This is a genomic window from Streptosporangiales bacterium (genome assembly GCA_009379955.1).
Lineage (GTDB): Bacteria > Actinomycetota > Actinomycetes > Streptosporangiales > WHST01 > WHST01.
Map to the genome: position 1 here is coordinate 1 of WHST01000162.1, position 12,700 is coordinate 12,700.

Annotated in this window: 12 protein-coding genes; 6 read left to right on the plus strand and 6 right to left on the minus strand. The window is 72.3% G+C overall.

Annotated elements, in window-relative coordinates; genetic code table 11:
* Positions 1–212: 212 nt before the first annotated feature.
* From speB to GEV10_29720, 5 genes are read right to left on the minus strand one after another with little or no spacing between them, the layout of a single operon-like run.
* Positions 213–1,166: an agmatinase gene (gene speB / locus GEV10_29700; protein ID MQA82586.1), complete on the minus strand. Its 954-nt coding sequence runs from the start codon at positions 1,164–1,166 to the stop codon at positions 213–215.
* Positions 1,167–1,194: 28 nt separating this feature from the next.
* Positions 1,195–2,850, minus strand: a complete 1,656-nt coding sequence (locus GEV10_29705; protein MQA82587.1) for an amidohydrolase family protein — start codon at positions 2,848–2,850, stop codon at positions 1,195–1,197.
* A complete protein-coding gene (locus GEV10_29710; GenBank protein MQA82588.1) occupies positions 2,820–4,370 on the minus strand; it encodes an amidohydrolase in 1,551 nt (516 codons plus the stop codon). The genes GEV10_29705 and GEV10_29710 overlap by 31 nt, the downstream gene beginning before the upstream one ends.
* Positions 4,367–5,695, minus strand: a complete 1,329-nt coding sequence (locus GEV10_29715) for an MFS transporter (GenBank protein MQA82589.1) — start codon at positions 5,693–5,695, stop codon at positions 4,367–4,369. Before GEV10_29715 ends, GEV10_29710 begins: the two co-directional genes overlap by 4 nt.
* A 22-nt stretch (positions 5,696–5,717) precedes the next feature.
* Positions 5,718–7,292, minus strand: coding sequence for a 5-guanidino-2-oxopentanoate decarboxylase (locus GEV10_29720; GenBank protein MQA82590.1), 1,575 nt, complete (start codon positions 7,290–7,292; stop codon positions 5,718–5,720).
* A gap of 220 nt (positions 7,293–7,512) precedes the next feature.
* Here GEV10_29720 and GEV10_29725 point away from each other — a divergent pair, with 220 nt between their 5' ends.
* Genes GEV10_29725 through GEV10_29735 form a run of 3 tightly spaced genes read left to right on the plus strand, consistent with a single transcriptional unit; the run spans position 7,513 to position 10,030 of the window.
* Positions 7,513–8,439, plus strand: a complete 927-nt coding sequence (locus GEV10_29725) for an AsnC family transcriptional regulator (GenBank protein MQA82591.1) — start codon at positions 7,513–7,515, stop codon at positions 8,437–8,439.
* Positions 8,436–9,395, plus strand: a complete 960-nt coding sequence (locus GEV10_29730; GenBank protein MQA82592.1) for a C-terminal binding protein — start codon at positions 8,436–8,438, stop codon at positions 9,393–9,395. Before GEV10_29725 ends, GEV10_29730 begins: the two co-directional genes overlap by 4 nt.
* A gap of 44 nt (positions 9,396–9,439) precedes the next feature.
* Entirely contained in the window at positions 9,440–10,030 is a 591-nt protein-coding gene (locus tag GEV10_29735) for a protein-L-isoaspartate(D-aspartate) O-methyltransferase (GenBank protein MQA82593.1), read from the plus strand.
* A 219-nt stretch (positions 10,031–10,249) separates the two neighbouring features.
* Here the strand turns inward: GEV10_29735 and GEV10_29740 are convergent, their stop codons facing one another.
* A complete protein-coding gene (locus tag GEV10_29740) occupies positions 10,250–10,702 on the minus strand; it encodes a Rieske 2Fe-2S domain-containing protein (GenBank protein ID MQA82594.1) in 453 nt (150 codons plus the stop codon).
* A gap of 172 nt (positions 10,703–10,874) precedes the next feature.
* Here GEV10_29740 and GEV10_29745 point away from each other — a divergent pair, with 172 nt between their 5' ends.
* From GEV10_29745 to GEV10_29755, 3 genes are read left to right on the plus strand one after another with little or no spacing between them, the layout of a single operon-like run.
* A complete protein-coding gene (locus GEV10_29745; protein ID MQA82595.1) occupies positions 10,875–11,291 on the plus strand; it encodes a hypothetical protein in 417 nt (138 codons plus the stop codon).
* A gap of 22 nt (positions 11,292–11,313) precedes the next feature.
* On the plus strand, positions 11,314–11,850 hold the full coding sequence (locus GEV10_29750) for a sigma-70 family RNA polymerase sigma factor (protein ID MQA82596.1): 537 nt from the start codon (positions 11,314–11,316) through the stop codon (positions 11,848–11,850).
* Positions 11,851–11,902: 52 nt separating this feature from the next.
* Positions 11,903–12,568, plus strand: coding sequence for an anti-sigma factor (locus GEV10_29755; GenBank protein MQA82597.1), 666 nt, complete (start codon positions 11,903–11,905; stop codon positions 12,566–12,568).
* The last annotated feature ends 132 nt before the right edge of the window (positions 12,569–12,700 follow it).

The following is a 12,700-nucleotide window of genomic DNA, read 5'->3' on the forward strand; positions in this document are numbered from 1 at the left end:
ACCGTTGTGATCACGCCGTCGCCAGGGACACCGCGGGCCACCCCCTACTTTTCACCCGTAGGGGATGGCCCGCCAGGGTCCCCCAGTGGTTGACGTGATCAACGTGGACTTCACCTCGTGCCGGGACGAGGTGAAGTCCATATCGGTGAGGTGAAGCTCCGCCGACGACCCTCGCAGCGCACCCGTGGACCCACAGCCCCAGACCGAACCGCCTACCGCATCGCCAACAGGCTCACCAGGTCATAGACCACATGCGACGCCGCCACGGCCGTGATGTCCGCATGGTCGTACGCCGGCGCCACCTCGACGACGTCGGCGGAGACCAGGTTCGTGCCGGCGAGGCCGCGGAGGATCTCGAGCAGCTCGCGGCTGGTGAGGCCGCCCGCCTCGGGCGTGCCGGTGCCGGGGGCGTGGGCGGGGTCGAGGACGTCGATGTCGACCGACACGTACAGGGGGCGGTCGCCGACGCGTTCGCGCAGCATGGCGGCGATGTCGTCGGGGCCGCGGCGCATGACGTCGGCGGCGGTGACGATGCCGAAGCCGAACCGTTCGTCGTCGGCCAGGTCGCCCTTGCCGTACAGGGGCCCGCGGATGCCGACGTGGCTGAGCGCGCCGGTGTCGAGGAGGCCCTCCTCGAACGCCCGCCGGAACGGCGTGCCGTGGGTGTAGCGCTCGCCGAAGTACGTGTCCCACGTGTCGAGGTGCGCGTCGAAGTGCAGCAAGGCCACCGGCCCGTGCTTGCGCGCCATCGCCCGCAGGAGCGGGAGGGCGATCGCGTGGTCGCCGCCCACGGTGACCAGGCTGGTGTCGGCGTCGAGGTGCTCGCGGGCACGCGCCTCGACCGTTGCCAGCGCCGCGGTGATGTCGTACGGGTTCGCGCTCACGTCGCCGGCGTCGACCACCTGGGCACGCGCGAACGGGGAGACGTCGAGCGCCTGGTGGTACGGGCGAAGCAGCCGGCTCGCCTCGCGGACCGCCGCGGGTCCGAAGCGCGCGCCAGGACGGTACGACACCGCGCTGTCGTACGGCACGCCGAGCACCGCGATGTCGGCGTGGGACACGTCCTCGATCCGCGGCAGCCGTGCGAACGTCGCGATGCCCGCGTAACGCGGCACCCGAGAGGCGTCGACGGGTCCCACGGGTCCCGCCGGTGTCGTGTCGGCCATCGGTCGCCCTCCTCGTGCTGTCGTTCGGTCAGCGCCGGTACACCCGGGCGCCGCCCACCCACGTCTCGTCCACGGTCGCAGTGTCCAGCGCGTCGGCGCCGCCGGTGGTGGGGTCGGCGTCGAGTACCACCAGGTCGGCCAGCCGGCCGACGGCGAGGTCGCCGACGTCGTTGCAGCGCAGCAGTCTCGCAGGGGTCGCGGTGATCCCGCGCAGTGCGGCCTGCGCGGCGATGCCCTGGCGCGGCCCCGCGTCCGTACGTCCACCGGCGGTCTGCCCGTCGAGTGTCCGCCGGGTGACCGCGACCGCGGCGGCGCGCAGCGGGTCGGGCGTGGTGACGGGGCCGTCGGAGCTCACCACCAGCGGGAGGCCCGCGTCGGCGAACTCGCTCATTGGGTAGAAGCGTCCGCCGTCGTCGCCGTACTCGGCGAGCAGCGAGTCGCCGTACAGCGTGACCTGCATCGGCTGGGGCACGGGTACGACGCCGAGCTCGGCCATCCGGGCGATCTGCGTGCTGGTAGGGAAGCCGCAGTGCTCGATGCGGTGGGTGAGGCCGGGACGCCGGCGTTCCTCCTGTGCGCGGGCGACGGCGTCGAGCACGATCTGGATGGGCACGTCGCCCTGTGCGTGCGTGGCGGTGGGCAGGCCGAGCCGGTGTGCCGCCACGATGAGCGACGCGAGCTCGTCCGGGTCGTGGTACAGGTAGCCGCTCGGCGCCGGGTCGTCGCAGCAGGCGTGCGACAGGTACGCCGTGCGCGCGATCACCGAGCCGTCGGCGTACAGCTTCACGCCGAGCAGCTCGAGCCGGTCGTCACCGAGCCCGCCGCCGAGCCCGAGCTGCTCCAGGTGCGGTAGGCCACTGGACAGGACGAGTGCGTGGACGCGGACGGCGAGGTCGCCGCTGTCGCGCGCGGCGAGATACGCGCGCATCTCCCTGCCGGTCACCTGCGCGTCGCACGCCGACGTGATGCCGGCGGCGAGCAGCGCGCGCTGACCGAGCGCGAGCTGCCGTCTGGCCTCGCTGTCGTCGAGCGGCAGGTGGAAGTTGGGTCCGTGGTTCGCGACCTTCACGCCGTCCGGACCGGTGAGGAGGTCGCACGCGGAGTCGAAGACGACGCCGGTGGGCTCGCCGTCGTCGTCCCTGTCGATGCGCCCGCCGGAAGGTGTGGGCGTGTCGGCGTCGATGCCGCAGGTACGCAGCACCACCGTGTTGACGGCGTAACCGTGACCGCTGGCGTGCTGGATGCGCACCGGACGCTCGCCCGACACTGCGTCGAGCTCCGTGCGCGACGGGTGCCTGCCCTCGGCGAGCTTCGACTGGTCGTACCCGTAGCCGGTGACCGTCGCGGCGTCCGGATCGCGTTCGGCATGGGTACGGAGCAACCGCACGATGTCGTCGAGCGAGCGCGCGCCGGACAGGTCGACGCCGGAGAGCGCGTCGCCGAGCAGCAATGGATGTACGTGCGCGTCGACGAAGCCGGGCAGCAGCGTGCGTCCCGCGAGGTCGTGCTCGCGCGGTGTCGCCGTCGCAGCGCGCCGGCAGTCGTCGAGGGTGCCGACCGCGGCCACGCGCTCGCCCTCGACGAGGAGCGCGGGGACGGTGCCGGCACGGGCGAACGTGTGTATCGAGCCGCCGTGGAAGAGGACTGGTGGGGTCACGCGTGCACTCCCGATGCGGTGGGCCACGGCAGGTCGACGGGTGGCGCGAAGTCCTTCGGCAGCAAGGGTTCCAGGGCGGTCTCGGCCCGTCGTCGGTCGAACTCGGTGCGGGCGTCCGCCAGCCGGTCCCCGTCACTCAGCAGGTCGAGCAGTGAGCCTGCGATCGTCTTCGCCGCGCACCGCACGGTCGGGTCGATCGTCGCGGGGATGCCGCCGAGAGCGTTCATCACCCATGCCGGGTACGGCCTGCCGTCCGCGCGTGGCGCGAACGCAGGACGCGCGACGTAGAGCCTGGCCGTGGGTGCGTACCACGTCATCTCGACGTAGTCGTCGGAGGTCCAGTGCCGTTGCGAGGGCGGGAGGATCTCGCGCAGTCGCCGCTCCGCCTCGCGCGGCTCGACCAGCCTGGTGAGGTCGTCGAGCCACGGTCGGTCGGTGGGCTCGTCGCCGACGGCCCGCTGCATGCGCCGCGCGACGGCGGTCGCGTCGGCGTCGTACGCCGGCGGCCCGACGGCGCGCAGGTTGTCCCACACCAGGTCGGCCATCGCGTGGTTGGCCAGGCCGGGACGGCTGCGCGCCACCCAGCGCTCGTTCACGGTGCAGTGCGCCGTGGACGCCGCCGCGGCGGCGTTGCGGTCGAGGACGGCGAGCACCTGTTCCGCTGTCGCGACGTCCGGCGTGCGCCATGAGTACTGCAGGCGGGCGACCCGTGCCGGCAGGTTGTCGGCCGTCGCCTGCGGGGCGCCGAGGATCGCCTCCGACAGCGACCAGCCGCCGAACGCCGGCGCCATCGCGTCCTGCGTCGTCTTGGTGAGCTGGTACATCGTCGTGAGCGCGGCGTTGGCGCCCGGGGCACGTGCCACGGAGTGCGACGCGGGGATGGGGCTGCCCGGAACACCCGCACTCCAGCCCTGCAGCCAGGTCTCGGGTTCGTCGCAACGGAACTCGTACACCTTGCTGTAGTACGCGCCGCAGTGGGTGTCCCAGCGCACCGTGTTGCACAGCGGCAGCAGGTAGAACGGGTGGAAGCTGACGATCGCGTCGACGCCGTCGTAGTAGCCGCGCAGGCCGTGGACCGGCTTCGAGCCGTGCATCTTCTCCGCGGGCTCGCCGGTGTAGCGCAGCGTGCCCCGGACGCCGTGGCGTTCCATCGCATGCTTCGTCGCGAGCAACGCGCCGAGCGTCGCGATGCCGAGCGCGGAGTGCGGGTCGGTGTGCCCGGCCGCGTCCCTGTCCTCGCCGGGGCGCGGTCCCTCGCGCGTGTCCGCGGCCTGGCAGTTGCCCGGCACGGCGTCGTACTCGGCGTAGCTGAGGACGGTCGGGCCTGCGCCGTTCGACCAGGTTGCGCAGAACGCGGTCGGCATGCCGCCGCTGCCCTCCTCGACGTCGAAGCCCTCGGCCCGCAGTCGTTCGACGAACCACCGGGCCGACGCGTACTCGCGCCACGCCGGCTCGGCGTACGCCCAGATCGTCGAGTGCCATGACGACAGGTCGTCACGGCGGGCGTCGACCCACGCGTGCGCGGCGACCTTCGCCTCGTCCTTCACGTCGTGACCGGCGCGGCGTCGGGGGGAACGGGCATCAGGTGGTCGCGGCCGCGGTACGCGACGACGCAGGCGAACGACACCAGGCTCATACCGGCGAGGAACACCGCGACCCAGAGGTACGGCGTGGCGCCGACGCCGTAGAGCGCAGTCGCGATGACGGGGGACAGACCCGCACCGAGCACGCCGGCGAGCTGGTACGCCAGGGAGATGCCGCTGTTGCGCACCTTCGCCGGGAACCAGCCGGCCACCAGGCCGGACACGCCGCCGTACGCGAGGCTGCTGGTGACCATGACGAGCGTCATGCCGAGCCACATCGCCGCGACGACACCGCTGTTGGTGAGCCAGAACATCGGGAAGCTCACCGCAGCACTGGCGATCGTCGACCACGCGACGGTGCGGCGCGCGCCGAACCTGTCGCCGAGCAGGCCGGCGAGTGGTGTCGCGAACACGGCGACGAAGCCGGTGAACGTCACCCCGGCGAGCATCGCGGACTCGCTGAACAGCTTCTGGTCAGTGCCGTAGAAGATCATGAACGTGCTGGACAGATAGAACCCGCTGATGGTGATGAGGATCGCGCCGACGCCCAGCAGGAGCGGCCGCCAGTGGTGGCGGAGCACCTCGGCCAGCGGCACCCGGGTCTTGGCCTGCCGGCGTTCGAGCGCGAGGAACTCCGGCGTCTCCTCGACGGTGCGGCGGACGACGAGGCCGAACGCGATCAGCGGCGCGGACAGCAGGAACGGCACCCGCCAGCCCCAGGCCAGCATCTGCTCGTGGCTCGTGAGCGCCAGCAGGGCGAAGACGCCGGTGGAGATCATCAGCGCGAGCGCGGAGCTCGTCTGCGGCAGCGACCCGTAGAAGATGCGGCGCTTGCGCGGCGCGTGTTCGACGGCCAGCAGCACCGCACCGCCCCACTCGCCGCCGACGCCGAACGACTGGACGAAACGCAGCACGGTCAGCAGGATCGGCGCCCAGATGCCGATGGACGCGTACGTCGGCAACAGGCCGATGAGCACGGTGCAGACACCCATCACGGTGAGCGTCACGGTGAGCACGAGCTTGCGCCCGACCCGGTCGCCCATGTGGCCGAACACGATGGCACCGAGCGGACGCCCGATCGAGCCGACCGCGTACGTGGCGAACGCCAGCAGCGTGCCCGTGCCTGGTGCCTGGCCGGGGAAGAAGAGCGTGGCGAAGACCAGCGCCGCGGCCGTCGAGTAGATGTAGAAGTCGTACCACTCGACGGTCGTGCCGATGAACGACGCGACCGCGACGCGACGCAGGCGCCGCGGGTCGGTGGTGGGAACGGGAGTGTCTGTCGAGGTCATGGGACGCCTCCGCGCCGAGTGCTCAGGCAGGTACTTCGATCACTGTGGGCGACGGTGTCGACAGGGCGGTGCGCAGTGCCGCCGGCAGCTCGTCCAGCCCGCCGAGCCTGACGCCCTGACCGCCGCACGCCTTCGCGAGCGCGGCGTGGTCGACCACGTCGAAGTCGACCCCCGTGCGGGACATCCCGCGTTGGTCCATCTCCTCGCGGATCTCCGCGTAGCCGTGGTTGTTCATCACGACGACCGGGATCGACAGGCGTTCGGCCGCCGCGGTGGCGAGCTCCATCGCCGTGAACTGGAAGCCGCCGTCGCCGACGAGCGTGACGACGGCGCGGTCGGGATGCGCGATCTTCGCGCCGATCGCCGCGGGCAGGCCGTAGCCGAGCGTCGCGTAACCACAGGGATAGAGGAACTGGCCCGGCTGCCGCGCGGACCAGAAGTGCACGGTGCCGTAGTACGACACCTGGGCGCTGTCGCCGGCGACGACGGCGTCGGGCGGCAGTTCGTCGGCGAGGATCCGGTTGACGGCCTCCCACTGCCCGCCGTCACTCCTCGCCTGCTCGCGCAGCACGCCGCGTGCCTCTGCGACGCGCTCGCGTGCACCGGTGGCGGCGGGTCCGGGAGCGGCCGCGGCGAGTGCGCGCATCGCGTTGCCGGCGTCGCTGTGCACGGCGACCGTCGCGCGGACGTTCTTGTGCAGCTGCCGCTCGTCGACGTCCACGCGGACGACCTCGCCGGTCGGCTTCAGCTCGTGGCCCCACAGGTCGGAGTCGCCGAGCTCGCTGCCGACGACGAGCAGCACGTCGGCGTTCTCGACCAGGGCCCAGGCCTCGGGGAGGCGCAGCGAGGAGCCGAGGGAGAGCGGGTGCGACTCCGGCACGATGCCCTTGCCGTTGACCGTCGTGACGACCGGGAGGTCGAGCGCCTCGGCGAGCGCGACGGCCTCGGGTGCCGCGGCGCGTGCGCCGCCGCCGAGCAGCAGCAGTGGGTTGCGCGCCCTGCTGAGCGCGGTGGCCGCCGCGCTCAGGGCGGCGGGGTCGGGCGTGGGGCCGGCGTACGTGCCCGCGGCCGGTGTCTCACCGTCCCACTCGCCGTCGAGGACGTCGACGGGCACCTCGACATGGACGGGACGCGGACGCTCGACGCGCCAGCGCGCGAACGTCTCGGCGATCGCCTGGTACGCCTCGGCGGCCGAGTCGACCCGGACGCTGCGGTCGAGCAGGCGGTCCATGTGCGCGGACTGGTCCTTGACCTCGTGCAGCCAGCCGACGTCGGCGCCCTCCATGCCCCGCGGTACGCCGGGCGACACGACGAGCAACGGGATCGAGTCGCCGTACGCGGTCGCCGCCGCCGTGGAGATGTTGGTGAGCCCGGGACCCGTGGTCGTGACGCACACACCCGGCCGCCCGGTGACGCGGGCATAGCCGTCGGCCGCGTACCCGGCGCCCTGCTCGTGGCGCGGTGCGACGTGCCGGATCGGCGAGTCGGCGAGGTGGCGGTAGATCTCGAGGTTGTGTGTGCCGGGGATGCCGAAGACCACCTCGACGCCGTTGTCGCGCAATGCCCGCACGACGGCGGCACCACCGGACCGGGTCATAGCCGTCCTCCTCGTGCTCACCGAATGCAGGGACGATATGTGCTCGGGATGGCGCCGTCAACGGTCCATGCGTAACATGATGTGCGTGATTCGGACCGAATCGATGGCGGATCCGTCGTGATCGGTTCCGAATCATGCGATGGCGGTGAGGTGAGAGTGGGCGGTCACCACCATCCGGAGGGGTGACCGATCGAATCGCTCGACCTGGCGAGGAGCGGCGATGGATCTCGGTCCGGTCGACGCGGCCCTGGTGCGCGAGCTGCAGCTCGACGGCCGAGCCAGCTTCGAGCATCTCGCGCAGCGGTTGGGTCTGTCGCGGGTGGCGGTACGCGGGCGCGTCCAGCGGCTGCTCGACTCCGGTGCGGTCACGATCGTCGCCGTCGTCCACCCGGCCGCGCGGGGGCTGCTGACCCTCGGCCACCTGTCGGTCGACGTCGTCAGCGACGCCGCCGGTCTCGCGACCGCGATGGCGGCGAAGGCCGAGATGCCGCTGGTGTCGGTCGTCGCGGGCCGGCACGCGGTGATCGCCGAGGTGCGCACCACCGACATGGCCAGCCTGCGACGTACCGTCACCGAGGTCAGGGCGCTGTCCGACGTCCAGAGCGTGACGACCGTCGTCTACACCCGCGGGGTCAAGGACGCGTACTCGCCGGGCGGGCGCAGCGGCCCGACCGAGCGGGCGGTGCTCGACCCGATCGACCGGCAGCTCGTGGCCCTGCTGCAACGCGACGGGCGGGCGTCGTACGCCGACCTCGGCCGCGCGACGAACCTGTCCGCCAGCTCCGCGCGCATCCGGGTGCGCGCGCTGCTCGACGCGGGCATCGTGCACGTCGCGGCGATGATCACGCCGGGCCTGCTCGGCCTCGGGTCGATGTGCGGCTTCGGGCTGACCCTCGACGCCGTCCCCGGGGCGACCGACCGCATCGCCGAGCTGCCGGAGGTGCACTACCTGAGCGAGACCCTCGGGCCGTGGGACGCGGTCGGCACGCTGCTCTGCCCGTCACCCGCCGCGGCCGCAGCCGCGCTCGACCGCATCCGCGACATGCCCGGCGTGACCCAGTTGGAGTCGTGGATGCACCTGCGCGTCGTCAAGGAGGACTACTCGCTCAGCGCGGACGCGCATGACCCAACGCAGGAGGCGCCATGACCACACCCGCGGCGATCTACCTGCCCGTGCCCGGGCTCGACGTGTCGCCGGGCGTACGTCTGCTCGAGGCGGCCGGTTTCCGCGTGCACCGGCTCGGCGGTGCGGCGCTCGACGAGTCCGCGCCGCGCGACGCCGTCGCGCTGCTCGCCGGCTACGACCCGGTCGGGGCGCCGCTGTTCGACCGGTTGCCCGACCTGCGGATCGTCGCGACTCACTCGGCCGGGTACGACATGGTCGACGTCGACGAGGCGCGCCGGCGCGGGCTCTGGGTCTGCAACCTCCCTGGCGGCGCGACCGAGGAGGTTGCGGTGCATGCGTTCGCGTTGACACTGGCGCTGCTGCGCCGGCTGCCCGAGTGGCATCGGCACGTCCTGGGCGGCGGCTGGGACGACGAGATCCCGTACCCCATGCGCCGGCCGAGCGCGCTGCGCTGCGGCGTGCTCGGCATGGGCCGCATCGGCCGCCGCTACGCGGGGCTCGCCGCCTCGGTCTTCGGCGCGGTCCTCGGCGCCGACCCGCTCGTCCCGGCGTCGGCCTGGCCGGCGGAGGTGGCACGGGTCGGTGTCGACGAGCTCGTCGACACGTCCGACGTCCTCAGCCTGCACGTGCCGCTGACCGACGACACGCGCCACGTGGTCGACGGTCGCCGGCTCGCGGCGATGCCGCGGGGCGCCGTTCTCGTCAACGCCTCGCGCGGCGCGCTGGTCGACGAGGCCGCGCTGCTGGCCGCGCTCGACTCCGGGCACCTCGGCGCCGCCGGTCTCGACGTCCTCGACGGGGAGCCGCCGCGCCGTGGTCATCCGCTGCTGCACCACGACCGGGTGTTGGCGACACCCCATGTGGGGTATCTGTCCGACGACTCGCTGCGCGACTATGCCGAGAGGCCCGCCGCGAACGTCGTGGCGTGGCTGCGAACCGGGCGACCGAACACCCCGGTGGTCACCGCCGATCCTTGAGGAGGTGTGACGGCATGCGGGACGCGGGAGCCGCCAGGGCGGCGATGGTCGAACGCCTGCGCGCCCAGGGGATCGCCGACCCGCGCGTCCTGGCGGCGATGGGGGAGATCCCGCGCGAGCGTTTCGTTCCCGCCGACGTGGCGGCGCAGGCGTACGAGGACGTCCCGTTGCCGATCGGCGAGGGCCAGACGATCTCGGCCCCGTGGATCGTCGCGTTCACCACCGAGGTCCTCCGTCTCACCGACCGCTCGCACTGTCTGGAGATCGGCACCGGCTCCGGGTATGCGGCCGCGGTCCTGTCCCGGTGCTGCGCGACCGTGGTGACGGTCGAGCGGCACCGTCCACTCGCGGAGCGTGCGGAGCGGGTGCTCGCCGAGGTCGGCTGCGACAACGTCGAGGTGCGCGTCGGCAACGGCATCCACGGTGCCGCCGACCACGCGCCGTACGACGGCATCGCCGTGACCGCCATGGCCGACCGCCGCCCGCCGCGGGCCCTGCTCGACCAGTTGGCGCCCGACGGCACGCTGGTGTGCCCGGTCGGTCGGCGCAGCCATGGCGACCTGATACGGATCCGCGGCGGACGCCGGGAGCGCCTGGTCCAGGTGGCCTTCGTCCCCCTGGTCGACTCCGACTGAGGGGATGCCGCGCACCTGCTGGGGTCCCCGGTTCTGGTGCCGCCCCCGGCTGGGGTCCCCGGCCGTGGTGCTGGCACCTGCTGGGGTCCCCGGTTGTGGTGCTGGCACCGGCTGGGGTCCCCGGCCGTGGTGCTGGCACCGGCTGGGGTCCCCGGCCGTGGTGCTGGCACCTGCTGGGGACCCCAGCCCGGGGCCGGCACCGACGACTGCCGCGGGAGGTCAGCCGCCGCCGGCGACGACCTTGCCGCCCTCGACGCGCACCTTGAACGCGCCGAGCGGCGCCTCGGCGGGACCGCCGAGCACCTTGCCGGTGGCGGCCTCGAAGCGCGAGCCGTGGCACGGGCACTTCAGTTCCTTGCCGGACGGCTTGACCGGGCAGCCCTTGTGCGTGCACTTGGCGCTGAACGCGGTCGCCGTGTCCTCGGTCGGGCGCGCGACGATGACGTCCTCCTCGCCGCTCTTCGCGGCGACCGCCTCACCGACCTTGATGTCGGCCAGGGTCGCCAGCTCGGCCCCGTCCTCGGGCACGGGGGTGGCCCCGTCATTCGACTCGCTGGGAGACGACTGTGAGCTCTCAGCGGGGCCGGGGTCGCCACCGTTCGCGCAGCCGGCGACGGCGAGTACTCCGAATCCTGCGCCTGCTGCGGCGATGACATGACGTCGCGTTGGCATGTTGGAGTCCACGAAGGTCCCTTTCTGGGTCGATGGTTGCCGGATACTACGGGTGAGGGAGTCGTACGGTTCAAAGTCGCGATGAACCGATCTCCGCCCGATTCCGTACGGATGGTCAGACGTGGACCACTGGGGCGAGACGAGTGGAGGTCTGGGCATGGAGGAACGGCTGATGACACGCGCTGACCAGGGTGTGGCCGGGGCACCGGCGCGACCCGCGCGCACGAACAATGTGCTGTACGGCATCACCGCCGCGGCGGTCCTGCTGTCGGCCGACATCCACCTGGTGCTGTGGGCCGACGGGTTCTCCGACATCGCGATCATCGGGCCGTTGTTCCTGGTGAACGTCGTCGGCGGCCTGCTGATCGGCGTGGTCATGCTCGCCTGGCGGCACTGGTTGCCCCTGCTCGCGGCGATCGGGTTCGGCGCCTCGACGTTCGGGGCGTTCATGATGTCCCGCACCGTCGGCTTGTTCGGCATCCAGGAGATGATGTGGGACGTGCAGGCCGTGCTCGCCGCGGTCGCGGAGATCGTGGCGGTCGTCGGCGGCATCGCCCTCCTCGTCGCGAGACGTGGTGGCCGGGGCTAGCGGACCGCCGGCGGGTACCGTCATGAGGACCGGAGGTGGGGTGGAGGACAGCCAGGCGGAGCTGATGCGCGCGCTGCACGACGAGCATGCGGCGGCGCTGTGGGCGTACGCCCTGCGGCTCACCGCCGGTGACCGTGCCCGCGCCGAGGACGTCGTGCAGGAGACCTTGCTGCGGGCGTGGCGCAATCCGAAGGTCCTCGACCGGGCCGACTCGGCGAGGTCCTGGCTGTTCACCGTCGCGCGGCGCATCGTGATCGACGAATGGCGCACGCCGCGGTCGAAGAGCGAGGTGACGGTGGCGGAGCTGCCGGGCACCGCGCGATACGCGAGCGCGGAGGACGAGACCGAGCGCACGCTGACCGCCTTCCTCGTCGCCGAGGCGCTCGGCCGGTTGTCCGATCCGCACCGGCAGGCCGTCGTCGAGTGCCACTACCGCGGTCACTCGGTCGCCGAGGCCGCACACCGACTCGGGATACCGGAAGGAACGGTGAAGTCACGCCTGCACTACGCGCTGCGGGCCCTGCGGCTCGCGCTGGAGGAACTGGGGGTGACCGTATGAGGCAGCAGCATCGCGTCGGCGTGGCCCCCTTCGCGCGTGGAGGTGAGCGCACATGAGTGAGGACAGGTTCGCGTCGTACGACGCCGGCTACGTGCTCGGCGCCCTGTCGGCCCACGACCGGCAGGAGTACGAGCAGCATCTGCGCACGTGTGCCGAGTGCGCACGGTCGGTCAGGGAGATCGCCGGCCTGCCCGGCCTGCTCGCGAAGGTGCCCGAGGAGCATCTCTCCCCGGGAGGAGCGCCGGCGGAACCTCCGCCGACGCTCCTCCCTTCGCTCCTCACCCGGGTCCGCAGGCAACGCGTCCGCACCCGGGTGACCGCGATCGGAGCGGCCGGCCTCGCCCTTGCGGCGTGCCTCGCGCTCGTCGTCGCCGTAGCCATGCGGCCGGTCACCGGCGAGCAGCCGATCTCGATCCCGACCGTGACGATGAGCCCGCTCGCCTCGGCGCCCGTGTGGGCGACCGTCGGACTCGAGGACGTCGCCTGGGGCACCCGCATCGACATGCACTGCATGTACGAGAAGGGCGGGCCGGGTGGCAAGGTCTACAGTCTCGTCGTGGTCAACAAGGACGGCGACATCGAGCAGGTCGGCAGCTGGACCGTGCTGCCCGGCAAGGACGCGAAGCTGCAGGGCGGCACCTCGTGGCCCGTACGTGACATCGAGGCCGTCGAGATCCGCACCTCGACCGGCAAGTCGCTGCTGCGCATGACGCCCTAGATGAGTGATTCCTTGAAGGGCCTGGGCGCGTCGTGGCCGTGGATGTGGGGGAGGGTGTTCATGTTCGATGTGTGAGCAAAGATCTGAACACCCTCCTGACCGCACTGTACGTGTTGATCGACGATCACGTGG

What these genes read in the sequence shown, in the direction of transcription:
- GEV10_29755 (MQA82597.1), top strand. Translation starts at nt 11,903, where the DNA reads ATGAGTGAGGACAGGTTCGCGTCGTACGACGCCGGCTACGTGCTCGGC.
- GEV10_29745 (MQA82595.1), top strand. Translation starts at nt 10,875, where the DNA reads ATGACACGCGCTGACCAGGGTGTGGCCGGGGCACCGGCGCGACCCGCG.
- GEV10_29715 (MQA82589.1), bottom strand. Translation starts at nt 5,695, where the DNA reads ATGACCTCGACAGACACTCCCGTTCCCACCACCGACCCGCGGCGCCTG.
- speB (MQA82586.1), bottom strand. Translation starts at nt 1,166, where the DNA reads ATGGCCGACACGACACCGGCGGGACCCGTGGGACCCGTCGACGCCTCT.
- GEV10_29725 (MQA82591.1), top strand. Translation starts at nt 7,513, where the DNA reads ATGGATCTCGGTCCGGTCGACGCGGCCCTGGTGCGCGAGCTGCAGCTC.
- GEV10_29740 (MQA82594.1), bottom strand. Translation starts at nt 10,702, where the DNA reads ATGCCAACGCGACGTCATGTCATCGCCGCAGCAGGCGCAGGATTCGGA.
- GEV10_29720 (MQA82590.1), bottom strand. Translation starts at nt 7,292, where the DNA reads ATGACCCGGTCCGGTGGTGCCGCCGTCGTGCGGGCATTGCGCGACAAC.
- GEV10_29735 (MQA82593.1), top strand. Translation starts at nt 9,440, where the DNA reads ATGGTCGAACGCCTGCGCGCCCAGGGGATCGCCGACCCGCGCGTCCTG.
- GEV10_29750 (MQA82596.1), top strand. Translation starts at nt 11,314, where the DNA reads ATGAGGACCGGAGGTGGGGTGGAGGACAGCCAGGCGGAGCTGATGCGC.
- GEV10_29730 (MQA82592.1), top strand. Translation starts at nt 8,436, where the DNA reads ATGACCACACCCGCGGCGATCTACCTGCCCGTGCCCGGGCTCGACGTG.